Source organism: Pseudoxanthomonas sacheonensis (assembly GCF_010093305.1).
Taxonomy (GTDB): domain Bacteria; phylum Pseudomonadota; class Gammaproteobacteria; order Xanthomonadales; family Xanthomonadaceae; genus Pseudoxanthomonas_A; species Pseudoxanthomonas_A sacheonensis.
Genome location: NZ_PDWS01000010.1, coordinates 97,074 through 121,843, shown reverse-complemented (window position 1 = coordinate 121,843; position 24,770 = coordinate 97,074). Strand labels below are relative to the sequence as shown.

25 protein-coding genes are annotated in these 24,770 nt (G+C 64.9%); 18 read left to right on the top strand and 7 right to left on the bottom strand.

All coding sequences use genetic code 11. The features are described 5' to 3' along the window. Positions 1 to 133: 133 nt before the first annotated feature. Entirely contained in the window at positions 134 to 661 is a 528-nt protein-coding gene (locus CSC73_RS10460) for a bactofilin family protein (RefSeq protein WP_163840373.1), read from the top strand. After that, positions 658 to 1,032 carry a hypothetical protein gene (locus CSC73_RS10455; protein WP_163840372.1) on the top strand — a complete coding sequence of 125 codons (375 nt, stop codon included), beginning with the start codon at positions 658 to 660 and terminating at the stop codon, positions 1,030 to 1,032. The genes CSC73_RS10460 and CSC73_RS10455 overlap by 4 nt, the downstream gene beginning before the upstream one ends. A 153-nt stretch (positions 1,033 to 1,185) precedes the next feature. Here the strand turns inward: CSC73_RS10455 and CSC73_RS10450 are convergent, their stop codons facing one another. Genes CSC73_RS10450 through CSC73_RS10440 form a run of 3 tightly spaced genes read right to left on the bottom strand, consistent with a single transcriptional unit; the run spans position 1,186 to position 3,548 of the window. After that, positions 1,186 to 1,437, bottom strand: a complete 252-nt coding sequence (locus CSC73_RS10450; protein ID WP_163840371.1) for a DUF6587 family protein — start codon at positions 1,435 to 1,437, stop codon at positions 1,186 to 1,188. A 3-nt stretch (positions 1,438 to 1,440) separates the two neighbouring features. Beyond that, positions 1,441 to 3,303 (bottom strand): ferrous iron transporter B, encoded by a 1,863-nt coding sequence (gene feoB / locus CSC73_RS10445; protein ID WP_163840370.1) that lies wholly within the window; start codon positions 3,301 to 3,303, stop codon positions 1,441 to 1,443. Next, positions 3,300 to 3,548, bottom strand: a complete 249-nt coding sequence (locus tag CSC73_RS10440; RefSeq protein WP_163840369.1) for a FeoA family protein — start codon at positions 3,546 to 3,548, stop codon at positions 3,300 to 3,302. Before CSC73_RS10440 ends, feoB begins: the two co-directional genes overlap by 4 nt. A gap of 108 nt (positions 3,549 to 3,656) precedes the next feature. Between CSC73_RS10440 and CSC73_RS10435 the strand changes: the two genes are divergently transcribed. From CSC73_RS10435 to yeiP, 10 genes are all read left to right on the top strand, one after another. Beyond that, entirely contained in the window at positions 3,657 to 4,454 is a 798-nt protein-coding gene (locus tag CSC73_RS10435) for an enoyl-CoA hydratase-related protein (protein WP_163840368.1), read from the top strand. Further along, entirely contained in the window at positions 4,451 to 4,843 is a 393-nt protein-coding gene (locus tag CSC73_RS10430; RefSeq protein WP_163840367.1) for a VOC family protein, read from the top strand. Before CSC73_RS10435 ends, CSC73_RS10430 begins: the two co-directional genes overlap by 4 nt. Before the next feature lie 85 nt (positions 4,844 to 4,928). Beyond that, the gene (locus CSC73_RS10425) at positions 4,929 to 5,330 is read left to right on the top strand and encodes an endonuclease domain-containing protein (protein WP_163840366.1); all 402 of its coding nucleotides are present in this window, start codon (positions 4,929 to 4,931) and stop codon (positions 5,328 to 5,330) included. A gap of 5 nt (positions 5,331 to 5,335) precedes the next feature. Further along, positions 5,336 to 7,336, top strand: coding sequence for an acetyl/propionyl/methylcrotonyl-CoA carboxylase subunit alpha (locus CSC73_RS10420; protein ID WP_163840365.1), 2,001 nt, complete (start codon positions 5,336 to 5,338; stop codon positions 7,334 to 7,336). Between the two features lie 98 nt (positions 7,337 to 7,434). Next, positions 7,435 to 8,055 carry a hypothetical protein gene (locus CSC73_RS10415; RefSeq protein WP_163840364.1) on the top strand — a complete coding sequence of 207 codons (621 nt, stop codon included), beginning with the start codon at positions 7,435 to 7,437 and terminating at the stop codon, positions 8,053 to 8,055. Further along, the gene (locus tag CSC73_RS10410) at positions 8,052 to 8,945 is read left to right on the top strand and encodes a hydroxymethylglutaryl-CoA lyase (RefSeq protein ID WP_163840363.1); all 894 of its coding nucleotides are present in this window, start codon (positions 8,052 to 8,054) and stop codon (positions 8,943 to 8,945) included. Before CSC73_RS10415 ends, CSC73_RS10410 begins: the two co-directional genes overlap by 4 nt. Then, entirely contained in the window at positions 8,942 to 11,551 is a 2,610-nt protein-coding gene (locus CSC73_RS10405; protein WP_246197488.1) for a sensor domain-containing protein, read from the top strand. The genes CSC73_RS10410 and CSC73_RS10405 overlap by 4 nt, the downstream gene beginning before the upstream one ends. Continuing rightward, complete coding sequence (locus tag CSC73_RS10400; RefSeq protein ID WP_163840362.1) at positions 11,544 to 12,044, top strand: GNAT family N-acetyltransferase; 501 nt, start codon at positions 11,544 to 11,546, stop codon at positions 12,042 to 12,044. The genes CSC73_RS10405 and CSC73_RS10400 overlap by 8 nt, the downstream gene beginning before the upstream one ends. Positions 12,045 to 12,166: 122 nt before the next feature. After that, entirely contained in the window at positions 12,167 to 12,937 is a 771-nt protein-coding gene (locus tag CSC73_RS10395; RefSeq protein WP_163840361.1) for an SDR family oxidoreductase, read from the top strand. Positions 12,938 to 13,042: 105 nt separating this feature from the next. Beyond that, on the top strand, positions 13,043 to 13,609 hold the full coding sequence (gene yeiP / locus CSC73_RS10390) for an elongation factor P-like protein YeiP (protein WP_163840360.1): 567 nt from the start codon (positions 13,043 to 13,045) through the stop codon (positions 13,607 to 13,609). Between the two features lie 296 nt (positions 13,610 to 13,905). Here yeiP and CSC73_RS10385 read toward each other — a convergent pair whose 3' ends face one another. From CSC73_RS10385 to CSC73_RS10375, 3 genes are all read right to left on the bottom strand, one after another. Next, positions 13,906 to 15,762 carry a DUF7844 domain-containing protein gene (locus tag CSC73_RS10385; RefSeq protein WP_246197487.1) on the bottom strand — a complete coding sequence of 619 codons (1,857 nt, stop codon included), beginning with the start codon at positions 15,760 to 15,762 and terminating at the stop codon, positions 13,906 to 13,908. Continuing rightward, positions 15,759 to 16,058: a DUF2388 domain-containing protein gene (locus tag CSC73_RS10380; protein ID WP_163840397.1), complete on the bottom strand. Its 300-nt coding sequence runs from the start codon at positions 16,056 to 16,058 to the stop codon at positions 15,759 to 15,761. Before CSC73_RS10380 ends, CSC73_RS10385 begins: the two co-directional genes overlap by 4 nt. 272 nt (positions 16,059 to 16,330) lie before the next feature. Next, positions 16,331 to 17,719, bottom strand: a complete 1,389-nt coding sequence (locus CSC73_RS10375; protein ID WP_163840359.1) for an FAD-binding oxidoreductase — start codon at positions 17,717 to 17,719, stop codon at positions 16,331 to 16,333. 259 nt (positions 17,720 to 17,978) lie between these two features. Here CSC73_RS10375 and serA point away from each other — a divergent pair, with 259 nt between their 5' ends. Beyond that, complete coding sequence (gene serA, locus CSC73_RS10370) at positions 17,979 to 19,220, top strand: phosphoglycerate dehydrogenase (RefSeq protein WP_163840358.1); 1,242 nt, start codon at positions 17,979 to 17,981, stop codon at positions 19,218 to 19,220. A gap of 82 nt (positions 19,221 to 19,302) precedes the next feature. Here the strand turns inward: serA and CSC73_RS10365 are convergent, their stop codons facing one another. Continuing rightward, positions 19,303 to 19,857 (bottom strand): NUDIX hydrolase, encoded by a 555-nt coding sequence (locus tag CSC73_RS10365; RefSeq protein ID WP_163840357.1) that lies wholly within the window; start codon positions 19,855 to 19,857, stop codon positions 19,303 to 19,305. Positions 19,858 to 20,022: 165 nt separating this feature from the next. On the opposite strand from CSC73_RS10365, the gene CSC73_RS10360 reads away from it, so the two are divergent. The 5 genes from CSC73_RS10360 (at position 20,023) to yddG (ending at position 24,656) form a co-directional block, all read left to right on the top strand. Next, on the top strand, positions 20,023 to 21,567 hold the full coding sequence (locus CSC73_RS10360) for an amino acid permease (protein ID WP_163840356.1): 1,545 nt from the start codon (positions 20,023 to 20,025) through the stop codon (positions 21,565 to 21,567). Positions 21,568 to 21,647: 80 nt separating this feature from the next. Further along, on the top strand, positions 21,648 to 22,289 hold the full coding sequence (locus tag CSC73_RS10355; RefSeq protein ID WP_163840355.1) for a methylthioribulose 1-phosphate dehydratase: 642 nt from the start codon (positions 21,648 to 21,650) through the stop codon (positions 22,287 to 22,289). Between the two features lie 213 nt (positions 22,290 to 22,502). Further along, positions 22,503 to 23,060, top strand: a complete 558-nt coding sequence (locus tag CSC73_RS10350) for a 1,2-dihydroxy-3-keto-5-methylthiopentene dioxygenase (RefSeq protein ID WP_163840354.1) — start codon at positions 22,503 to 22,505, stop codon at positions 23,058 to 23,060. A gap of 2 nt (positions 23,061 to 23,062) precedes the next feature. Then, positions 23,063 to 23,776, top strand: a complete 714-nt coding sequence (gene mtnC / locus CSC73_RS10345) for an acireductone synthase (protein WP_163840353.1) — start codon at positions 23,063 to 23,065, stop codon at positions 23,774 to 23,776. A 10-nt stretch (positions 23,777 to 23,786) separates the two neighbouring features. Next, positions 23,787 to 24,656 (top strand): aromatic amino acid exporter YddG, encoded by an 870-nt coding sequence (gene yddG, locus CSC73_RS10340; protein WP_211840865.1) that lies wholly within the window; start codon positions 23,787 to 23,789, stop codon positions 24,654 to 24,656. The last annotated feature ends 114 nt before the right edge of the window (positions 24,657 to 24,770 follow it).

Here is a 24,770-nt window from a genome sequence, read left to right as displayed (position 1 = left end):
ATATCAGGCTTTACCTGAGGTGTCGAACCCAACTGCGGACATCGCCGGGCATTTTGGTGAGCCAGATCACAGCAAAAGCGTCATTTGGCAGCGATAGTCTTCAATCCCCCGTCCCTCACTGGAGACTATGCCGATGTCTATTTGGAAGGATCAGAACTCCACTCGAAAGGATTCGATCCCGCCGCCGCCCGAACCAGCGCCTCTTCGCGACGCGCCCGCCGCGGCCGACTTTTCTCCAACGACCACCGCACCCCCGCGCGCCGTGCCCGCGGCGACCAATGAGCCGAAGGAATCGCTGATCGCCGCCGACCTGACCATCGAAGGCAAGATCGAAGGCACCGGCCATGTGCGCATCGCCGGCAAGTTCAAGGGCGACGTCAATGTGCAGGGCGACCTGACCATAGAATCCGGCGCCAAGTTGAATGGCGGCGTGCGCGCCAAGAAGGTCACCATCGCCGGCGAACTGGAAGGCAATATAGAAGCTGCTTCGCGGGTCGAGCTGCTGAGCTCCGGCGTGATCATCGGCGACCTTAAGGCCGGTTCGCTGACGGTCGCCGCCGGGTCGCGCATGCGCGGCCAGGCCGACTTCGGCTGGGACGACAGCAAGGCCGCTTCCAAGTCCGGCTCGAAGGATGCTGAGAAGACCGACGCCGCTTCATGAGCACACCGCGCCCGGGCACCGCGGGCGCGACGCGCAGTTGCCCGCATTGCAAGACCACCATCCTGGAAAGCGCGAGCATCTGCCCGGCGTGCAAGCATCATCTGCGCTTCGATGAAGCGGCGGTCACCGCCAGACGCGCAGCGGAAACCATCGTACCCCTGCGCGTGCAGGGGACGGTGCGGCATCCGGCCGAAGGCGCCGCATGGGAATACACGGTGGTGCTGACCATCAAGAACGACCGTGGCGACGAGATCGCACGCCACGTGGTCGGCGTGGGCGCGATGCAGGTCAACGAAGAACGCAGCTTCACCCTGGCGGTGGAAGCGGTGCCGCGCAACGACCTCAAAGGCCCTCGCGGCCGCAACCACTAACCCACGGGTGCGTAGGAGCGACGTAAGTCGCGACTGAAATCGCTGTAGAGCTAGAGCTGTAGAGCTAGAAGTGATACGTCGACGTTGTTTCGCGACTTACGTCGCTCCTACGCCGATCCTGCGTAGATCCCCACGCCGTTCCAACGCGTTTGGTCAACGTTTGGGTGTGCTCGGCCCGCAATTGTCGCAGCCGCCGCAGGCCGAATCGCCGACCTGGTTGACCGGCGAAATACGCAGGCCGATCGCACGCATCCATGCCGGCTTGCCCTCGCGCAATAGCGGTAGAGCCAAAGAGACGCGCAGCCTGCGCACGCTGCCGGGGAATTGTTTCTTGGCCACCACCCAGACGCTGAGCAGTACCGCCAGCGCGATGATCACGTATTGCAAGAGCAGCCAGGCGCTCATGCGTCAGCCCGCCCCCAGCAGTACCGCGACCTGATAGGTCACGAACGATGCGCCATACGCCAGCGCGAACAGATAGAGCGTGGCGAAGGACATCTTCTTCCACGAGTTGGTTTCGCGCTTGATCGTGGCTAGCGTAGAAATGCACATCGGCGCATAGATGAACCACACCAGCAACGACAGCGCGGTGGCCAGCGACCAGCCATCGGAGATCAGCGGCGTCAGCGCCTGCGCAGCGGCCTCGTCGTCGGCCGCGGACAAGGCGTAAACCGTCGCCAGCGAGGACACCGCCACTTCGCGCGCGGCCATGCCGGGGATCAGCGCGATGCATATCTGCCAGTTGAAGCCGATCGGCGCGAAGATCGCGGTCATCGCATGGCCGATGCGTCCGGCGAAGCTGTAGTCGATGGCCGGCATGGTCGCGTCCATCGGTGCGGCCGGGAACGACAGCAGGAACCACAACAGGATGGTCAGCGCCAGGATGATGCCGCCGACCCGCCGCAGGAAGATCCAGGCGCGCTCCCACAGACCGATCAGCAGATCGCGCACATGCGGGATGCGGTAGGAAGGCAGCTCCAGCAGCAGCGGGTGTTCGCTCTTGTCGCGGCGCCATTTTTTCATCACCCACGACACGACCAACGCGCTGAACACGCCGGCGAAGTACAGACCGAACAGCACCAGCCCCTGTTGGTTGAGCACGCCCCACACCTGCTTCTGCGGGATGAACGCGCCTATCAACAGCGCGTACACCGGCAGGCGAGCCGAACAGGTCATCAACGGCGCCACCAGGATCGTGGCCAGCCGGTCGCGCGGATCCTGGATGGAGCGTGTGGCCATGATTCCGGGAATGGCGCAGGCGAAACTGGACAGCAGCGGGATGAAAGAGCGCCCCGACAATCCGGCCGAAGCCATCATCCGGTCCAGCAGGAAGGCTGCGCGCGGCAGATAACCGGATTCCTCCAGCGCCAGGATGAAGGCGAACAGGATCAGGATCTGCGGCAGGAACACGATCACCCCGCCCAGGCCGGCGATGATGCCGTCGACCAGCAGACTGTTGAGCGGTCCCTCGGGCAGCGCGCCGCCAACGACTCCGCCCAACCAACCGGTCGCCGCCTCGATGGCGTCCATCATCGGCGTGGCCCAGGCGTACACCGCCTGGAAGATCAGGAACATCACCACCGCCAGCGCCAGCAGACCGAACACCGGATGCAGCAGCCAACGATCCAGCGTGTCGTCCACCTTGGCCGTGCGCGTGGGCATGCCGACTGCGACGGAAAGCAGGCGGCGGGTTTCCTGGTGCAGATCGGTGCCTTCGGCCAGTTGCTTGCCGGGCAGGTGCGGTTCGGCGGCCAGGCGGTCGATCTGTTCGACCAGCGCCCTGGCGCCGTTGCGCTTCACCGCCACGGTTTCCACGACCGGCACGCCGAGTTCGCGCTCCAGTACTTCCAGATCGACAGTCACGCCGCGGCGGCGCGCCACGTCGGCCATGTTCACCGCCAGGATCATGGGCCTGCCCAATTCGCGCACTTCCAGAGCGAAACGCAGATGCAGGCGCAGATTGGTCGCGTCGACCACGCACACCAGCACATCGGGCACGGGCTCGCCCGGCAGGAAACCGCGGCACAGGTCGCGGGTAATGGCTTCATCCAGGCTGGCCGCGTGCAGACTGTAGGCGCCGGGCAGATCCAGCACGGCATAGCTGCGTCCGCTGGCGGCGCTGTGCAGGCGGCCCTCCTTGCGCTCGACGGTGACGCCGGCGTAGTTGGCTACCTTCTGGCGGCTACCGGTCAGCTGGTTGAACAACGCGGTCTTGCCGCAGTTGGGGCTGCCGATCAAAGCCAGGCGCAGGGGCACGGCGGCGGCGTTCATGCCCGTGCCTCCGGCCCACGCAGCTGCACGCGCGAGGCTTCGGCGCGGCGCAGGGCGAAGCGGGTGAAACCCACCTGCACCAGCAGCGGCTCGCCGCCCATCGGGCCCTCTGCCACGATTTCCACCTGCTCGCCGGCAACGAAACCCAGCTCGCGCAGGCGGCGGGCGATGTTGTCGTTTGGACTCTGATCGTTCACGGATTCGACAATGGCAGGGGTACGTCGGGGCAGGTCGTTCAGCGTCACGAAACGCTCTCAAATACGAATTATTCTCATTCTATCACCGCTATGGCGCACGAACGCCCCGACCGACCGACCGGCTATCATTCAGCCTCGCCGCCGGGAAGGGTTGTGATGTCGGAACTGCTGGAACAGCAACGGGAAGGCGCCGTCCTGCGCCTGCGATTGAACAGGCCGGCCCTGCACAACGCCTTCGATGCCGCACTGATCGCCGAACTGACCGCCGGCCTGACGGCTGCCGGCGCCGATGCGGGCATTCGCGTGGTGGTGCTGGAAGGTGCGGGAGCCTCGTTCTCCGCCGGCGCCGACCTGAACTGGATGCGCGGCATGGCCGCCGCCAGCGAGGCGGAAAACCGCCAGGACTCGCTCGCCCTCGCCCGCCTGATGCGCACCCTGGACGAATTGCCCAAACCCACCATCGCCCGCGTGCATGGTGCGGCCTTCGGCGGCGGCGTCGGGCTGGTGGCGTGCTGCGATATCGCCATCGGCGTGCCCGGGGCGAAATTCGGCCTGACCGAAAGCAAACTCGGCCTGCTGCCCGCGGTCATCTCGCCTTACGTCATCGCCGCCATCGGCGCGCGCCAGGCGCGGCGCTGGTTCGCCACCGCAGAAATATTCGATGCCCAGACCGCGCTGCAGATAGGGCTGCTGCATCAGGTGGTCGCGGCGGAACAGCTGGACGCGGCCGTGCAGCGCCAGATCGATCTGTTGCTGGAAGCCGGCCCGTTGGCCGCCGCCGGCGCGAAATCGCTGATCGCCCGCATCATCGCCACGCCCGATGGCCAAGCGCAGGACCAGGCCAACGCCACGCTGATCGCCGGTCTGCGCGTATCGCCGGAAGGACAGGAAGGCCTTTCCGCCTTCCTCGACAAACGAAGCCCTTCATGGGCGCACAAGGGAGAAAAACGATGATCGACCATACCGGTATTCCCGTATCGGATTACGCGCGCAGCAAGACGTTCTATGCACAGTTGTTCGCCCCCATCGGCGCATCGCTGCTGATGGAAGTCACTCCCGAACAGACCGGCGACGGCACCTGGGCGGCGGGCTTCGGACGCGACGGCAAACCCAGCTTCTGGATCGGCAGCGACGCCCGCGGCGTGGCCGCCCATACCCACATCGCCTTCGTCACCGACAGCCGCGCCAAGGTGGACGCCTTCCACGCCGCCGGGCTTGCCGCCGGCGGCCGCGACAACGGCGCGCCGGGTCTGCGGCCGCACTATCACTCCAATTACTACGGCGCCTTCATCACCGACCCCGACGGACACAACGTTGAGGCGGTATGCCATTCGCCGGAGTGATGGCTTGAGCCCTCCCCTTCAAGGGGAGGGTTGGGGGGGGATGGTTTGAGGCTCGGAGAGGATGGTGTTAAGGGAGTGACACAACATGGATGGACAGACAAACCGCAAGATCATCGGCAACAAATTACAAAGAAAGTTAAGGAATGCCCCAACCGACGCCGAACACAGGTTGTGGCAATACTTGCGGAATCGACAACTAGAAGGATGCAAGTTCCGAAGACAGCATCCGTTTGGCGATTACATCCTGGATTTTGCATGCCTGGAAAGAAAGATCGTCGTAGAGCTGGATGGCGGTCAACACGCGGATAACGTGCAGTACGACAATGCAAGAACCAGCTATCTGGAACGATGCGGCTATCGGGTGCTCCGGTTCTGGAATAACGAAGTTTTCGAAAATATCGAGGGAGTGGTCGAAGTGATCCTGAATATGTTGGCTCAGCGAGCCGAACCATCCCCACCCAACCCTCCCCTTGAAGGGGAGGGCTAAAAACCGTGTTCTCCAAAATCCTCATCGCCAACCGCGGCGAAATCGCCTGCCGCGTAATCCGCACCTGCCGCAAACTGGGCATCCGTACCGTCGCCGTCTATTCGGAAGCCGACGCCGACGCCCAGCATGTGCGCCAGGCAGATGAGGCCTATGCCATCGGCGGGCCCCGCCCCGCGGAAAGCTACCTGCGCGGCGATGCGATCCTGGAAGCGGCCAAACGCAGCGGCGCGCAGGCCATCCATCCCGGCTACGGTTTCCTGTCGGAAAACGCCGACTTCGCCGACGCCGTGGAGAACGCCGGCATTGTCTTCATCGGGCCCAAACCCGCTTCCATGCGCAAGATGGGCAGCAAGGCCGGCGCCAAGGACCTGATGATGGCGGCCGGCGTGCCGGTGGTGCCCGGTTATACCGGCGAAGACCAGTCGCCCAGCGGCTTGTCGCGCGAAGCGGCGCGGATCGGTTTTCCATTGATGATCAAGGCGGCCCATGGCGGCGGCGGCAAGGGCATGCGCATCGTGCATCGGCTGGACGACTTCATCGCCCAGTTGGAAAGCTGCCAGCGCGAAGCCAGCAACGCCTTCGGCCGTGATCGCGTGCTGTTGGAACGCTACGTGCAATCGCCGCGGCATATAGAAATCCAGGTCTTCGGCGATGCGCACGGCAACGCCATCCATCTGAACGAGCGCGAATGCTCCGCCCAGCGCCGCTACCAGAAGGTGCTGGAGGAATCGCCTTCCACTTTCCTGACGCCGGAACTGCGCGCGGCGATGGGCGAGGCGGCGGTCAAGGCGGCGCACGCCATCGACTACGTGAATGCGGGAACGGTGGAATTCATCGTCGACCCCGATGGCGCGTTCTATTTCATGGAGATCAACACCCGCCTGCAGGTGGAGCACCCGGTCACCGAACTGACCACGGGCCTGGACCTGGTGGAATGGCAACTGCGCATCGCCGCCGGCGACGCGTTGCCGATCGCCCAGCAACAAGTGCCGCAACACGGCCATGCCATCGAAGTACGGCTGTATGCGGAAGATCCGGAGGCTGGTTTCCTGCCGGGCTCGGGCAAGCTGGAGAAGCTGGCGCTGCCCACGCCTTCGCCGCACGTGCGCATCGATTCGGGCGTAGTGGAAGGCGATACCGTCAGCATCTTCTACGATCCGATGATCGCCAAGTTGATCGTCTGGGACCAGGACCGCACCGCCGCCCTCACCCGCCTGCGCGATGCGCTGGCCCAATGCGAGATCGTCGGGCCGAAATCCAACATCGAATTCCTGGAACGGCTGGTGCGCCATCCCTCGGTGGTCGAAGGCAACATCGATACGGGTTATCTGGACCGGCATCTCGACGAATTCATGCCCGCCCATGCAGTGGACTCTTCCCTGCTGCTGGCCGCGGCCACGGCGACCTTGCTGATGCAGGAAGCCGAGGCACGCCGACAAGCCGCGCTTTCCGCCGACAGCGGCTCTCCCTGGGCGATCGCCGATGGCTGGCGCCTGGTCCATGCCGGTCGGCGGCCGCTGGCCTTCCTGCATCGCGGCGATGATCTGGCCCTGGTCGCCCACGGCGCCAATGGCCAATACAGCATCGAAACCGACGACGGCGGTATCCATGCGGTTGATGGCGCGCGCCTGCATGCCGGGGAGCTGAGCCTGCGCCTGCAATCGCAGGCGCGGCGGTTTCTGGTCCGCATCGACGCGCGCACGGTCACCGTGCACGACGGCGACAAACGCCTGGATCTGTCGCTGGTATCGGCCTACCGGCCGAAGAACGCTTCGGTTTCCGGCAACGACGGCCGCATCGTTGCGCCGATGCCGGGCCGCGTGGTCATGGTCAAAGCCAAACCCGGCGAAACGGTCGCCGCCGGCCAGGAGCTGCTGGTGATCGAGGCGATGAAGATGGAGCTTGCGATCAAATCCCCGCGTGCCGGCGTGATGGCCGACCTGCGCGCGGCAGCAGGCGATTTCGTGGAAGCCGATGCGGTACTGGCCACGCTGGAACCGCAATGACGCAATATGTTCCCGCGTCGCCTTCTTCAGCCGTTCGCCGGCAGTCCTGGGCTGCCGGCTTTTTACGTTCGCCTCAGTCAGGAACCGTGCCGAGTCCCATGAGCCAACGCCTCCGATCTCTGTTGATGCTGCTGCCGCTCTGTTTGGGTGGCTGTGTGGTATTCGAACGCCCCCCTGCTCCGCTCGCGTGCGATGCGCGCCTGGAAGGCCGCTGGTTGCCGATCGCCAACAGCGCCGAGGAAGCGGCGAAGCTGACCCAGGACGACTACGCCGTCGTCGATGCGCGATGCCATGCCACGGTCTCCATGAGCCAGATCGGCGGCAACCCGGCAAGCAAGGCCGAAATCGAGGTCCCCGGTTTCGAACTGGGTGGCGAACACTACTTCGCCCTGAGCGAGGGAGACGTCGCCCGCCTGTTCGCACGCGGACTGGCGGCCGATGCGCCGCAGGAGAAAAAGCTGCCTCCGGCCGCCGTCACCCTGGTCAGGTACCGCATCGAGGGCGATGTGCTGACCATGGCCACGGTGGATTCGGATACCGTAAAGAAATTGAGCGACGAACGCGGCCTGAAGGCGACGGCGCTCGACCAGTTCAACTACCTGATTCCGGGCGACGAAGCGGCCCTGCGCGAAGTGCTCCTGGCCCACCCCGGACTTTTCGCGAAAAGCGGTTCGCCGCCCATGAAGATGCGGCGCGCCGCCGGGACGCCCGCGCCATGACCGGTTCCGTCCGCATCGTCGAAGTCGGTCCGCGCGACGGCCTGCAGAACGAAAAGACCATCATCGCCACCGCCGACAAGGTGGAATTGATCGACCGCCTGTCGCGGACCGGGCTGCGCAGCATCGAAGCCACCAGCTTCGTCAGCCCCAAGTGGATCCCGCAGCTGACCGATGCGGCCGAAGTGTTCGCCGCCATCGACCGCAAGCCGGGCATTTCCTACCCGGTGCTGGTGCCTAACGAAAAGGGCTACGAGCGGGCGCGTGAAGTCGGAGCGCAGGAAGTGGCGGTGTTCACCGCCGCTTCCGAAGCTTTCAACCAGAAGAACATCAACGCCGGCATCGACGAATCCATCGAACGTTTCCGGCCGGTGCTCGAGCGCGCCCGCGCCGATGGGGTCAAAGTGCGCGGCTACGTGTCCACCGTGCTGGGCTGTCCCTACCAGGGACAGGTGCCGGTGGCGGACGTGGTGCGGGTAGCGGCGCGCCTGCACGCGCTAGGCTGTTACGAAATCTCGCTGGGCGATACCATCGGCGTAGGCACCCCCCACAAGGCCCGCGCAATGCTCAAGGCCGTAGCCGCCGAAGTACCGATGCCCGCGCTTGCGGTGCATTTCCACGACACCTACGGACAGGCGCTGGCCAACATCCTGGCGTGCCTGGAGGAAGGCGTGGCGGTGGTGGATTCGGCCGTATCCGGTACCGGCGGCTGCCCCTACGCCAAGGGCGCCAGCGGCAACGTCGCCAGCGAAGACGTTGTCTATCTGCTGCACGGCCTGGGTGTGGAAACCGGGATAGACCTGGACAAACTGAGCGAAACCGGCCTGTGGCTGTCGGCCCTGCTGGGCCACGAAACAAGCAGCAAAGTGGCGAGGGCCATGTCGGCCGCATGAACGGAAAGCCGCCAGCGGATGGGGATTCGCCCGACGCCGGCGCAACGGGCTTTCTTTCCAGTCAATCGCTGCAAGAGGATGCCGCCAGACTGCTGGAATCGCTGCAGAGGGCCAGCACCGACGCTTCGCTGGACGATGAAACCCGCCAGCTGATGAAACACGCGCTTGAGCTGCTGCGTGCGACCACCACGCAGAAGGACTGGGCGTTGCTGCGTTACCGCGCCCTGTTCGACGCGGTTCCCGATCCGGTCAGCATCCTGGCCGAGGACGGTACCGTGCTGGATCTCAACAAGGCCGGCATGGCCGCCTACAAACGGCGGCGCGAAGAGATCGTCGGCCAGAACATCAACGTGCTCAATCCCGAATTGCCGCACGACCACATGGATCCGGTCTGGGAAAGCCTCAACCGTGGCGATAGCTACGTGATCGAAGTCACCAACATGCGCAGCGACGGCACCCGTTTTCCGGTGGAGGTGCATTCGGCCAATTTCGTCTTCGACGGGCGCAAGAGCCTGGTGGCGGTAGCCCGCGACCTGAGCAAGCGGCACGAAGCGGAAATGCGCTACCGCGAGCTGATGGAAGTGATCGACAAGGGCATCGTGGTGCAGAACGCCGCGCGCGAAATCGTCTACGCCAACCGCGCGGCGCTGCGTATCTTCGGGGTGGGCGAAGGCAAGCGCGGCAACGACCTCGACCTGGCGCACTGGCGCATCGTCGACCAGAACGGACGCGAGATGGGCAGCGACGCGCTGCCGGCGCACCGCGCCCTGGCCACCGGGCAGGTCATCGAGAGCATGCTGCTGGGGCTGTACCACCGCGAGCACAAACAGCTGCTCTGGCTCACGGTCACTTCGGTGCCGCAGTTCGCGCCCGGCGGCAGCAAACCGGCGCAGGTCACTTCGCTCTTCAGCGACGTGACCGCGCTCAAACGCGACAGCGCATTGTTCGACCGCGCCCAGTCGCTGGCCCATATCGGCGGATGGGAATGGGACGCCGGCCGCGACCGGGTCTACCTGACCGACGAAGCGGTACGCATCCTCGGGCCGGCGCAGGTGCCGGACAATGTCGAAGCCATGCTGGCCAGCTTGCGCGAACCGGACCGGCGGCGCTTCCGCACGGCGATGGAGAACGTGGTGCAGAACGGCGGAGGGTTCGACCTGGAACTGCAGGGCAGCCGCATGGACGGGCATCCTTTCTGGATCCGCGCCATCGGCGAGGCCGAAGCCAGCGATCCCACCGCTTCCCGCATCACCGGCACATTGCAGGACATCTCGCTGGACAAGCGCGCCGAGGAAACCCTGCGCATCCAGGCGCGCACCGATCCGCTGACGGGACTGATGAATCGCGACGCCGTGCTCAACGAACTGGGCGCGCGCCTGATCGATCCTGTTCATGCGCAGGTCGCCGTGCTGTACATCGACCTGGACCGCTTCAAGACCGTCAACGATGTGTTGGGCCACAGCGCCGGCGACGAACTGCTGATGCAGGCCGCCACCCGCATCCTGGCCGCAGTGGGCACCGAAGGCCTGGTGGCGCGTTTCGGCGGCGACGAATTCCTGGTTGTCTGCGACGCCAGCGGCGATCCGGCGCAACCCGAACGCCTGGCCGATGCGGTGCTGGGCGCTTTCACCGAGTCCTTCCGCTTCGGCAAGGACGAGTTCGCCATCACCACCAGCATCGGCATCGCGCGCGCGCCCGAAGACGGATTGCGCCCGCAGCAACTGATCCAGAACGCCGACATCGCCATGTACGACAGCAAGCACCGCGCGCGCAACGCGTGGCAGGCGTTCACTCCCGAACTGGCGCGCCGGCAGCAGGATCGCCTGCAGATCGAGACGCAGCTCCGGCGGGCGGTGGACAACGAGGAGTTCCGCCTGGTCTACCAGCCGCAGGTCGACCTGCGGCGCGGCCGCATCGTCGCCGCCGAAGCGCTGATCCGCTGGCAGAACCACCAGCTGGGCGAACTGCGTCCGGATCTTTTCATCAGCCATGCCGAAACCACCGGCGACATCGTGCGGATCGGCAGCTGGGTGCTGCGCGAAGCCTGCCGGCAGGTCCGCGAATGGCACGACCAGGGACTGGGTATCGTGCGCGTGGCGGTCAACGTTTCCTATCGCCAGTTCGCCGGCGACGAACTGGCGGAAAACGTACGCGCGGTATTGGCCGAATACGAACTTCCCGGCTCGGCGCTGGAGCTGGAATTCACCGAACGCGTGCTGATCGAGGACGCTCCGGCCACGCTCAAGACCTTCGCCGAACTGCGCGAGTTGGGCGTGGTGCTGACCATCGACGATTTCGGCGAAGGCTACAGCGCGCTCAACTATCTGCGCCGCCTGCCCATCCATGGGCTCAAGCTCAGCCAGCTGTTCACCGAGGGCGTGCCCAACAACCGTTCCGACGTGGCGGTGTGCCAGGCGGTCTCGGCGATCGCGCGCAGCCTGGGCCTGGGGCTGGTGGCCGAAGGCGTGGAATCGGAAGCGCAGCGCCAGTTCCTGCTGCAGCTGGGCGTTCCGGTCGGCCAGGGTTTCCTGTTCGCGCCCGGGCTGTCGCCGGACGAATTCGCCAGCCGCTTGCGCGCGCGGGAGGATCGGGTTTCGAATGGTTGAAGCTGCGGACGAGAGTTATCTATTGCGCCCGATCGAAACGCGCGACGACGCGGCGATGGCGCGGATCATCCGCACGGTGATGCCGGAATTCGGCGCCACCGGCAGCGGCTTCGCCATCAACGACCCCGAAGTGGACTGGATGAGCCGCGCTTATGCGGAACCGCGTTCGGCCTACTTCGTCGTCGAACGCGATGGCCAGGTCATTGGCGGCGGCGGCGTGGCGCCGCTGGTGGGTGGCGATGACGGGACCTGCGAACTGCGCAAGATGTACTTTCTGCCCGAAGCGCGCGGCATCGGCGCAGGCGCGGCGATGATGGCCCGCTGCCTGCAGGCCGCACGCGAATTCGGTTTCAGCCAGTGCTACCTGGAAACCCTGTGCGGGATGGACGCGGCCATGCGTCTCTACGAGCGCAGTGGATTCCGGCGCCTGGAGGCGCCGTTGGGCGCCACCGGTCATGGCGGTTGCAACACTTTCTATCTCCTGGATCTGTAGGAGCGGGCCCTGCCCGCGACGAGGCTTTACCGGTAAGGCCCGTCGCGGGCAGGGCCCGCTCCTACAAAAGGACGCCCGGACATCGCGTAAAATGCGTGCCACTACAAGCGATGGACTTCCGCATGCAGCTTTCCAATACCCGCGCCATCGTCACTGGCGGCGTTTCCGGCCTTGGCCTGGCCGTTGCCCAGAATCTTGTCGCCCAAGGCGGCAAGGTCGCGCTGTTCGACGTCAACGACGACAAGGGCGCGGCGGCGGTCGCAGCTTTGGGCGACGGCAACGCGCGTTACTTCCGCACCGATGTCACCGATGAGGCCGGAGTGGCGGACAACGCCGCGGCCGCCAGTGAATTCCTGGGTGGGCTGAACGCGGCGATCAATTGCGCCGGCATCCTCGGCGCCGGGCGCGTGCTGGGCAAAGAAGCGCCGATGCCGCTGTCCAACTTCCGCACCACCGTGCTGGTGAACCTGGTCGGCAGCTTCAACGTGGCCAAGGCCGCCGCCAACCTGATGCAGCACAATGCGGCCGGCGAAGACGGCGAGCGCGGCGTCATCGTCAACACCGCCAGCGTGGCCGCCTACGAAGGCCAGATCGGCCAGGCCGCCTATTCGGCATCCAAGGGCGGCGTGGTCGGCATGACCTTGCCGATGGCGCGCGAGCTTTCCCGTTTCGGCATCCGCGTGATGACGGTGGCGCCCGGCATCTTCTGGACACCGATGGTCGATGGCATGAGCGAAGAAGTGCAGAAGTCGCTCAGCGCTTCGATCCCGTTCCCGGCGCGCCTGGGCAAGCCGGAGGAATTCGCCGATACCGTCGCCTTCATCCTGCAAAGCCGCTATTTGAACGGCGAGACTATCCGCCTGGACGGCGCGGTGCGGCTGGCGCCGAAATAGTCCCTGTAGGAGCGGGCCCTGCCCGCGAACGCTTTTAGCGTAGAGCGGTCGCGGGCAGGGCCCGCTCCTACAAAAACTCCCCTTCTCAACCATTCCCGGTCTCTCATGAAAGCCCACGAAATCAAGAAAGGCAACGTCTTCGAACACAACGGTACCGTCTATCAGGTGCGCGACATCGAGCGCAGCTCGCCGCAGGGCCGCGGCGGCAACGTCAAATACCGCTTCACCCTGTACAGCGTGCCCGGCGCGGTCAAGTACGACCTGAGCGTAGGCGCGGACGACGAACTGAAGGAAGTGGAGATGTCGCGCCGCCAGGCCACCTACTCTTACAAGGACGGCGACGCCTTCGTATTCCTGGACGACGAGGACTTCACGCCCTACACCTTCGACGCCGACGTGATCGGCGACGACGCCGGCTACATCGCAGACGGCCTGACCGGCAGCTACGTGCAGATCATCGACGACCAGCCTGTCGCCTTGCAGTTGCCGCAGCACGTGACCCTGGAAGTAATCGAAACCCCGCCGGAGCTCAAGGGCGGCAGCGCCACCAAGCGTCCCAAGCCGGCCAAGCTCAGCACCGGCCTGGAGATCATGGTGCCGGAATACATCGTCAACGGCGAACGGGTACTGGTGAATACGACCACGGGCGAGTTCGGTGGGCGCGCGGATTGATTGTGTTCCCTTTTCCTTGATGCGAGTGGGTGGCCGAAAGCCGCTCCACGCTCCCCTCTCCCTTGATGGGAGAGGGTGGCCGAAGGCCGGGAGAGGGTGAGCCGGAGCCATCGGCGGTGAATCGCCGGAAGGTTTCGAGCGATGTGAAGCCAGAGCACGCGTCGCTGCGCTCGCGTCCCTCTCCTGCCCCGTATCAAGTACGGGGCAGGCTCTCCGGGCATCCTCTCCCACAAGGGGAGAGGAGAAAAACTCGGCCTTCGTTTGCCACGTCTAGTATTGAGTGGAATGCCTCTTGCTCACTGCAACTGCAGTCCATTTTGCTCCTTATGTAACCGCTGCAGTCGTTCACTCAGGGAAGCGATATTCGTTTCGGTCCTCTCTAGCGTCGATCTGCGCTCGGGAGATATCCACTTGCGTGCATCCACACGCAAGGCGGCGCTCTGTCGCTTACGCTGTGCCGCGTACCGCTCGCCCTCCAACTCCAGCGTCTTGCGTTCGTCCGTTTGCGGTAATCCATAGCTGCCGTTCGGCAGCAAGGCTGCTGGGTGGCTGAGGAAGCCCTCCACGCGCAGGAAATCGCGGAGCGCGGCCTCCCCATCGAAGGCATTCCCACCTTGCTGCGCCCCATGCCCCAGATAACGGCGCTTGAGTTCGTCGCGCACCAACAACTCCTGTTGCCGCAATGCCGCTTCTTCGAGCAACAGTAATGCGGCGCTTGCGCGTAAATCGCCCCGTTCCAGCCATGGCGCGCGTTGCGTCGGTGCAAGCTCCAGCCATTCCCGCACGCCTTGTTGCGGCAACCCCAATCCGCTCCGGGCCACATCGAACATAGCCTGGTAATGCGCGCCCGCCGATTCGAAGCGGTAACCCAGGCGCAAAGCTTCCGCCGGATCGTCCAGCACCGAGGCATCGGCGATGCCCGCCTTCTTCAATCGCCGCAGCAAGCCGGTCGGCGTGATGCTGGCCAACGGTTCGCCGGCCAGGCGCGGTACACCGTCGTGCAGCAGCTTGAAGGTCTCCACCGCGCAGTTGTTGCCGAGAAAATAGTAACGGCCGTCGTAGGTCCAGTGGGTTTGCGCGGCGCGTTCCAGCAGGCCGGCGATTTCCGCCGGATCCAAGCGCAGCGGAATCGACTGCAGGCCGCGCAACTCGACCTTGGTGTATTCGTCGATCACCTGTTCCAGGGGCAGCAGGAAAAGCCGCGACGGATAGGAGCCGGTAAGCCCGCGCCAGCTGGAAATCTGCACATCGTCGACGAAGGCGCGGAACGACAGCACGCGGTGGTAACGCAGGTCCAGGCGGCAGTCCGGTCCCGGCGGGCGGTCCGGCGCGCAGATCACCAGCCGCAGCATGCTGTGGCCCCAGCGGCTCATCGGCTGCTGGTTGGGTTCGGCCAGCAGGTAGTCCACCGCGTACACGCGCGACGGATCCAATCGCAATAGCGCCGATTCACCGCTATCGGCATCCGCCTGCAGAAATACTTGGCCTGGCGCACAACCGGCATGGGCGGGCGCCCAATCGAAATGCTCGGAGAAAAAGCGGTACAAGGCTGGCCGCCGGCATGCGTAGTCCGGATCCAGCAGGAAATATTCGAGGTTGACGGCAACGAACTCGGACGCGCGGTCCAACTCGTACGGATCCGGACTGCGGTCGCCGAAAGCATTGCGGGAAGTCCGCAAACCCAACCGCAGGGGACTCACCTGCCAGCCCGCCAGGTCCAACAGGCGCGGAGCGCGCGACAACCGGCCCTGCGCCGTGCGGTCGTAGAAATGCGCCAGCTCATGGAGCACGGCCGATAACGCCGCATGCGTGGCCGGCTCGTCGATTCCCGCACCCGCCGGGCGCGCCATCCAGTCGTCGAGCAGCACGCGATTGAGCAGCAGCCGCTTCGCCTTCGCGCGCCCGTGCACTTGCGCAGGCAGATCGTCGCGCCAAATTACCGGGATAGAGCCCAAAGCGGCCACCCATGCCGGAGGCAAGCGCCGCACGGCCGAATCCAACAACTGTCGGGTGGCAGCGGCTTCTTCCGGTGTCAGCGGTCCGGTTTCAGGCTGCAGCCGCAATCCGGCCTGCGCATTTCCCGCACAGGCCAGCGCGAACAGGAGCAGCCATCTTCCCGCTCCGCCGAACGCGCTCCCACAAGGCAGGCTCACAAAGCCAGGATGGCCTGCGCGAGTTGCATGTCGCTGGCCTTGCGCGCGGCCGGGTCGCGCTCGCGCAGCTGGCGCAGGGCCGCCTCCAACCGGGCGCCGCGGATACGCCCTTCGCTGGCGACGAAGCTGGCGGCGTCATCGCGCGCCTGCCGCACTACTTTGTCGTCGCCCGAGGTGCTTCCGGAGGAAGCCGAAGAGCCTGCGGAGGAAGCGCCAGCGGAGGAGCCGGCGAAACTGGAAGCTAACACCGGAACAGAGACCGCGAGCAACAGGCACAGCGTGGCAATTCGGATCATGGTGGGTTTCCAGATAAAAAAACGGAGAGGAAAGAAACGACGCTCCGCAAGATTAACCGCCTGCGTGCCCGGCAAGCTGAATCGTCGCAGCACGCAACCAACGCCACCACCAACGCTGTAAATCCAGCCTCCCCCTTTGAAAAAGGAGGATTGAGGGGATTTGCTCTTGCTCCAGTGCAAAAACCAAAGCAAAAGCAAATCCCCCGCAGCCCCCTTTTCCAAAGGGGGCAAAGCAACGGCCGTGCCGCCATAGCCTGGCTGCATGACCGTTCTCAGCTGTCGAAAAGCTTGCCCGGATTCATCAGCCCCTTCGGATCCAGCACCCGCTTGATGCCGCGCATCATCTCGATCTCGGCCGCACTGCGCGTGCTTTCCAGATAGCCTTTCTTCACCAGGCCTATACCGTGCTCGGCGGAAATGCTGCCCTGGTGGCGCTTCAACGACTCGGCCAGCAGCTTGGTCACTTGCTCGCACTGGCCGACGAACTCCGTATCGCCCAGGTCGTCCGGTTTCAGCACGTTGATGTGCAGATTGCCGTCGCCGATGTGGCCAAACCAGACTACGTCGAAATGCGGGTAGGCCTGGCCCAGCAGCTTCTGGGTTTCCTCCAGGAACGCGGGCATTGCCGAAATGCGCACCGACACGTCGTTCTTGTAGGGCTTGTACCGCGCCAGACTTTCGGTAATGCCTTCGCGCAACCGCCACAACTGCGCGGCCTGCGCATCGCTCTGGCTGACCACGCCATCGCTGACCCAGCCGTTCTCCATGCAGGTCTCGAAGGCGGACATGGCCGCCGCTTCCTGCATTTCGTCGCCCGAGGCGAACTCGGTGACCACGTAGTAAGGATGCGTTTCCTCGAACGGCTTCTGCGCGCCATGCGCCAGCACGTGGTGCAGCGCGCGGTCGGTGAAGAATTCGAAAGCCTCCAGCTGCAATTTTTCGCGGAACGCGGCGAATACCCGCATCAGCACCTCGAAAGAAGGCAGCGCCAGCAGCATCACGTTGGAAGGCGGCGGCGGGTCGGTCAGGCGCAGGGTCGCTTCCACCACGATACCCAGCGTGCCTTCGGAGGCGATCATCAGATGCCGCAGGTCGTAGCCGCTGGAGTTCTTGATCAAACCGCGGTTGAGGTCCAGCAGTTCGCCGGTGCCGGTCACCACTTTCATGCCGGCGATCCATTCGCGCGTATTGCCGTAGCGGATCACGCGGATGCCGCCGGCGTTGGTGGCGATGTTGCCGCCGATGGAGCACGAACCGCGCGAGGCGAAATCCACCGGGTACTCGAGCCCATGTTCGCGGGCCGCGTTGCGCACCGCTTCCAGAGCGATACCGGCCTGCACGGTGAGCGTACGGTCCACGGCGTTGAAATCCAGCACGCGGTTCATCCGTTCCAGGCTGAGCACCAGTTCCCCGTTCGCCGCCACCGCGCCGCCGGACAGGCCGGTGCGGCCGCCGGAAGGCACCACCGCGACCCCATGTTCGTACGCCCAGCGAACGGTCGCCTGCACCTCCTCCACCGATCCCGGCAACGCTATCGCCAGCGGCGCCGGCGTCCAGCGCCGGGTCCAGTCGCGGCCGTAGTGCTCCAGGTCCGCGGGATCGGTTTTCAGGCGCAGCGCCGGCACGGCTTGCAACAGGTCTGTCAGGCGCGGATCGCTCATGGGAGGCCGGTATATGAGGGGGCTGCCAGCGTGCCAGCGATGCCGTCGCGCGTCCAGAAGCCCGGCATCGCTTGGCTTCCCCCTTTGAAAAAGGGGGATTGAGGGGGATTTGCTCTTGACTCTTGCTTCTTTCGAAGTTCAAAAGCGAATTCCCCGCAGCCCCCTTTTTCAAAGGGGGCAAAGGCAACTGCCGCAGCGCAGCAAAACCCCGCCCCTTCTGGCATAGTGACCGCCCCGCCACCGGACGCCCGCCTGCCGCATGTCGAAGAAGAAGACCTCGTACCCCAAGCAGGACATCCGCATCCTGCTGCTGGAAGGCGTCAGCCAGACCGCCATCGACACTTTCAAGGCCGCGGGCTATTCGCAGATCGAGTTGCACGCCAAGTCGCTGCCCGAGGACGAGCTGAAGTTGCGCATCGCCGACGCCCATATCGTCGGCATCCGCTCGCGCACGCAACTGACCGAAGAAGTGCTGGGTGGCGCGCGACGGCTGATGGCCATCGGCTGCTTCTGCATCGGCACCAATCAGGTGGACGTGGACGCCGCGGAGCTAGCCGGCATCCCGGTCTTCAACGCCCCCTATTCCAACACCCGCAGCGTGGCCGAACTGGTGATCGCCGAAGCGATCATGCTGATGCGCGGCATTCCGCAGAAAAGCGCCGAGTGCCACCGCGGCGGCTGGTCCAAATCCGCCGCCGGCAGCCACGAGGCGCGCGGCAAGACCCTGGGCATCGTCGGCTACGGCCACATCGGCACCCAGGTGGGCGTGCTGGCCGAGGCCATCGGCATGAACGTGATCTTCCACGACATCGAGACCAAGCTGTCGTTGGGCAATGCGCGTTCCTCGCTGAGCCTGGACGATCTGCTGGAACGGTCGGACGTGGTGACCCTGCACGTGCCGGAAACGCCGGCGACCAAGGATATGTTCGGCGCGGCGCAGATCGCCAGGATGAAGCGCGGCGCGCATCTGATCAACGCCTCGCGCGGCACCGTGGTGGATATCGACGCGCTCAGCGCGGCGCTGGAATCGGGCCAGATCGGCGGCGCCGCGGTGGACGTGTTCCCGGTCGAGCCCAAAGGCAACGACGACGCCTTCGTGTCGCCGCTCGCCGGCAAGGACAACGTGATCCTGACTCCGCACGTGGGCGGCAGCACGCTGGAAGCGCAGGACAATATCGGGATAGAGGTTGCGGCCAAGCTGGTGCGCTACAGCGACAACGGCTCGACCCTGTCGGCGGTCAACTTCCCGGAAGTGACCCTGCCCGAGCATGCCGCCAGCCATCGTCTGCTGCATATCCACCGCAACGTGCCGGGCATCCTGTCGCAGATCAACGATATCTTCGGCAAGCACGGCATCAACATCGACGGCCAGTTCCTGCGCACCGACGCCAAAGTCGGCTACGTGGTGATCGACGTGTCGGCCACCGACCTGCAGGCGGTGGACTTGAAGGAGGCGCTGATGGCCATTCCCGGCACCCTGCGCACCCGCGTTTTGTATTGATGAGCCGGCCATTGTAGGAGCGACGCGAGTCGCGAAGCCGTGGAGAATTGAACTGTTACGAGTTTCGCGACTCGCGTCGCTCCTACAGGATTGCCAGCCACTTCCTGGCCATGCGGCTCAGGGATTCGTCGGGGTCCTGCGCTACTTCGGCGATCGGCCGCCAGGCCAGATCGTGCGATTCGTCGCTGACCGTATAGTTCTCGTCGCTACCGGCGCGCACCACGTAGCGCACGTCGTAATGCCAGTGGCCCGGTACACCCTTGCGCTCGGGAATCCAGTGCCGGTCCAGGTCGAAGATCGCATCGGCATCGACCGACAAGTCCGGCAAACCGGATTCCTCCTGGGCCTCTTTCAGCGCCACCTGGGCCATGTCGCGGTCGCCGTCGGCATGCCCGCCCAGCTGCAGCCAGCGCTCCAGCTTGCGGTGATGGGTCAGCAGGATGCGGCCGCCGTCGGCGCTCACCAGCCAGGCCGCGCCGGTGAAGTGGCCTTCCAGGCGTTCGCGCAGAAAGGGATCCTGCGGCTCATTCAGCAGAGCAAGGAACGATTGCACTGTCTCGGCCTCGCTGGGCCAGCATCGCAAGTAATCGGCGAGCTGCTGCGCCAATAAAGGCGCGGCCTGTGTCGGTTGCGGCATGAGTGGACCCGGCTCTCTCTATCCCTATTCAGGCTGGCATTATCGCCCACCACGGGCCCGTGGCGCTTGTGCGACCAAAGTGTGACGGGTAAGGTTCGGCAAACCCGTTCCGGCCATTCGCTGCCGGTCACGGCCTGCAGATCAACGGCACTGGGGAATCACCGAATGTCATCTTGGCGTGTAAAACCGCTCGATCAAATCCTTGCCACCGCCGAGAAAAAGTCGCTCAAGCGACAACTCGGCGCCTTCCAACTGACCATGCTCGGCATCGGCGCCATCATCGGTACCGGCATCTTCGTGCTGACCGCCGAAGCGGGCCAGAAGGCGGGCCCGGCCATGATGGTCGCATTCGTAATCGCTGCAGTGGTCTGCGGTCTGGCCGCATTGGCCTACTCGGAACTGGCCGCGATGGTTCCGGTCTCCGGTTCCGCCTACACCTACACGTACGCGGTCCTGGGCGAAGCGCTGGCCTGGTCCGTGGGCTGGGCGCTGGTGCTGGAATATGCGATTGCCGCGGGTGCGGTGGCAGTGGGCTGGTCGGGTTACATGAACGGCCTGCTGATGAGCGCCGGATATCCCATTCCCGAAGCGCTGCGAACGGGTCCTTACGCTGGCGGCACCTTCAACCTGCTCGCCTTCCTTATCTCGCTGGTGGTCACGTTCCTGCTGGTCATCGGCACCTCCAAGTCGGCCAAAGTCAACGCGGTGCTGGTGACCATCAAAGTGGTTGCGCTCACTGCCTTCATCATCATCGCGGTGCCCGCCGCGCAAGACGCCAACTTCAAGCCGTTCTTCCCCACCGGCTGGGGTAGCCCGCTGGGCGGCATCGGCGTTCTTGGCGCAGCCGCGTCGATCTTCTTCGCCTATGTGGGTTTCGATGCGGTCTCCACGGCGGCCGAAGAAACCAAGAATCCCAACCGCAACATCCCGATCGGCCTCATCGCTTCGCTGGGTGTGTGCACGGTGTTCTACATGCTGGTCAGCTACGGCGCAGTGGGCGCCGGTGGCGCGCAGCCGATGATGGGCGCCAATGGACTCGCATTGCATCCAGGCACGCCCGAACTCGCCGCGGCCTGCAAAGGCAGCACGGAACTGGTCTGCAGCAACGAGCCGCTGGCGCACGTGTTGCGCATGCTTGGGTTCGCCAAGTGGGGCAACGCCATCGGCATCGCCGCTGCGCTGGCGCTGCCGTCGGTCATCCTGATGATGATCTTCGGCCAGACCCGCATCTTCTTCACCATGTCGCGCGACGGCCTGCTGCCGCAGGTCCTGTCCAAAGTGCATCCGCGCTTCCACACGCCGCACGTGGTCACCATCATCACCGGCCTGTTCGTGTCGCTGTTCGCGGCCCTGTTCCCGGTCGGCATCCTGGCCGACATCTCCAACTCGGGCACGCTGTTCGCCTTCATGATGGTTTCCATCGGCGTGCTGGTGCTGCGCAAGACCCAGCCCGACCGTCCGCGCCCGTTCCGCACGCCCCTGGTGTGGGTGGTCTGCCCGCTGGCGGTGCTCGGCTGCGTTCTGCTGTTCCTGAACCTCTCCACGTACACCATCAGCCTGTTCCTCGGCTGGGCCGTGATCGGCGCGCTTGTCTATGCGTTCTACGGCTACCGCAAGAGCGAACTCGCGCCCGGCAGCGTCGCCTACAAGGCGGCGGCGGACGCCAAGCTGGAGCCGGAACCCTCGTTCCACGAGGGCCCACAGGCCTGAGTCGATCCTGTAGCGACAAGAAAACGGCGCGGATTTCCGCGCCGTTTTCGTTTGCCACCCCGATTTTGTAAACTCGGCGCATGAGCGCACTGCCGTACAACCCCGCCCGCCTGCAGGAACTCGCGCAGGAAATCATCGCCAACGTCCGCGAGCTGTCGCAGGCCGGCTGGACGCCGGCGACCAGCAGCAATTTCTCCGAACGGCTGGACGAGCGCCATGCGGCGATCACCGTTTCCGGGCGCGACAAGGGCCGGCTTACGGTCGAGGACATCATGGTCGTCGACTTCGACGGCAAGGCCGTGGGCAGCGACCACCGCCCCTCCGCCGAAACCCTGCTGCACACCCAGCTCTACCGCCGGTATCCGGAAATCGGCTGCGTGCTGCACACCCACTCCCCCGTGCAGACCATCGCTTCGCGGCTGTATGCCGGCGCCGGGCACATCCGACTGGAAGGCTACGAACTGCTGAAGGCCTTCCAGGGCAACACCACCCACGACGACACCATCGACGTACCCGTGTTCGCCAATACCCAGGACATGCACACCCTGGCGGCCCAGGTCGATGCCCTGCTCGACCGGAAGGCGCTATGGGGCTATCTGATCGACGGACACGGCCTGTACGCCTGGGGCCGCGACATGGCCGAAGCGCGCAGGCACCTGGAAGCCTTCGAGTTCCTGTTCCACTGCGAGCTGGAGCTGCGCAAGCTGGGCTGTCGCGGCTGAATCTTGAGCCCCTCTCCCAACGGGAGAGGGGTTGGGGTGAGGGTACGGCGAAGTCCATGTCTTACAAGCATCTGGACTTCGCCGTACCCTCATCCGCCCTTCGGGGCACCCCGTATCAAGTACGGGGCAGGCTCTTCTCCCGTAGGAGAAGGGCTCTGGTTTCCCTTTCGTTTGCTACGCTAAATCCCTTCCACGACACTCGAGCCCCCCGCCATGAGCCGTCTGCGCATCTTCGACGAGAAAAACCCGCATACGCCGGAATTCGCCAGCTTCGACCCCGATTTCATCGCCACCGAGCTGCACAAGATCGGCGTGACCTTCGAGCGCTGGAAGGCATCCCACCCGCTCGCGCCCGGCGCCAGCCCCGAAGAGGTGATGGCCGCCTACAGGACCGACATCGACCGCCTGATCGCCGAACGCGGCTTCAAGACCGTGGACGTGGTCAGCATCGCGCCGGACAACCCGCAGCGCGAAGCCCTGCGCGCCAAATTCCTGGACGAGCACTACCACAAGGAAGACGAAGTGCGCTTCTTCGTCGCCGGCTCGGGCCTGTTCACCCTGCACGTGGGCGGCAAGGTCTACGAAGTGGAATGCGTGCAGGACGACCTGATCGCGGTGCCCGACAGCACCTTGCACTGGTTCGACATGGGCGAGGAGCCCAGCTTCATCGCCATCCGTTTCTTCACCGAGCCCGACGGCTGGGTGGGCCACTTCACCGGCGAGGAAATCGCCAAGAAATTCCCCCGCTACGAACCCGGTAAATGCTCCTGAACATGCCTGATACGCGCGCACCGCGCGCCATCCTCACCGATATCGAGGGCACCACCAGCAGCATCTCCTTCATCAAGGACGTGCTGTTCCCCTACGCGCGCAACGCCCTGCCCGGCTTCGTGGCCAAGCACGGCAAGCAGGAAGAGGTGCGGCGCTGGCTGGATGCGGTGGCGGTCGAACACGGCAGCATCTGCAGCGACGCAGTGATCGTGGAGACGCTGCAGGGCTGGATAGACCAGGACCGCAAGCACACCGCGCTCAAGGCCTTGCAGGGCATGATCTGGGAAGCGGGCTACCGCGACGCCGAGTTCACCGCGCCCATCTACGCCGATGCCGCGCCCGCCCTGCGCCGCTGGCACGATTCGGGATTGCCGTTGTACGTGTACTCGTCCGGTTCGGTGCCGGCGCAGAAGCTGTTCTTCGGCCATAGCGACGCGGGCGATCTGGCTCCGCTGTTCTCCGGCTGGTTCGACACCGAAGTAGGCGGCAAGCGCGAAGCAGGCAGCTACGAGACGATCGCCGAACGCATCGGCCTGGACGCTCCGGAAATACTGTTCCTGTCCGACGTGGTGGAAGAACTGGACGCCGCACGGATCGCCGGTATGCAGACCGTACTGGTGGACCGGCGCGAGGACTATCCGCAACCGCGCGAAGGCGCCGCCGCGCACGGCCATCCGCGCGCCGCCAGTTTCGCCGATATCCTGCTTCCCGCCTGAGTTCGCACTGGTGGCGTCCCTGAAGGCGGCGACACTGAGCGGCTTGTTGGCCATCGTCCTGTGGTCGTCGCTGGCGCTGCTGACCACGGCGACCGAAGGGCTGCCGCCTTTCGAAGTCCTGGCGCTCGGTTTCGGCTTCGCGGCCCTGTTCGGCTTCGCGCGTATTGCGCTTGGCGGTCGCGATGGCTGGCGGGAGTTGCGGCAGCCGTGGTCCGCGCTTGCGCTCGCTACCGCGGCGTTGTTCGGCTATCACGCGCTCTACTTCATGGCGCTGAAACGCGCGCCGGCGGTGGAAGCCAACCTGCTCAACTACTTGTGGCCGCTGTTGATCGTATTGCTCGCCGGTCTGCTGCCGGGAGTGCGCGTGCGCGGTGCGCAGCTGATGGGCACGCTGTTGGGACTGGTCGGCGCGATCGTGCTGGTCACCCACGGCAGCGGCATCGAAATACAACCGCAATACCTGTCCGGCTACCTGGCCGCCTTGGGTGCGGCAGTGGTCTGGGCCGCTTATTCGGTGCTCAACCGCCGCCATGCGCAGGTGCCGAGCGCGGCGATCATCGTGGCCTGCGCATTGGTCGCGGTATTCGGGTTGCTGGCGCACGCCGGTTTCGAACGGACCGTCGCGCCGAGTGCCAAACAGTGGCTGGTGCTTGCAGCGATGGGCATGGGCCCGGTGGGCGCCGCGTTTTTGCTCTGGGACCACGGCACCAAGCATGGCGACATCGCGGTACTGGGCAGCCTTTCTTACCTAGCTCCGTTGTTGTCCACGTTGTTGCTGGTGCTGGCGGGACGCGCCGAGCCTCACTGGTCGCAAGCGGTCGCCATTGGCCTGCTGATGCTGGGGGCGTGGCTGAGTCTGCGCAAGCCGAATCCGGCGTAGAGCTGACGCTCTTTATTCCGTTCGTGGTGAGCTTGTCGAACCACGCTGTTGGCGCGGGAATTCAGTATGGGATAGTTCCATCAGTCCGCGGAAAGCGTGGTTCGACAAGCTCAC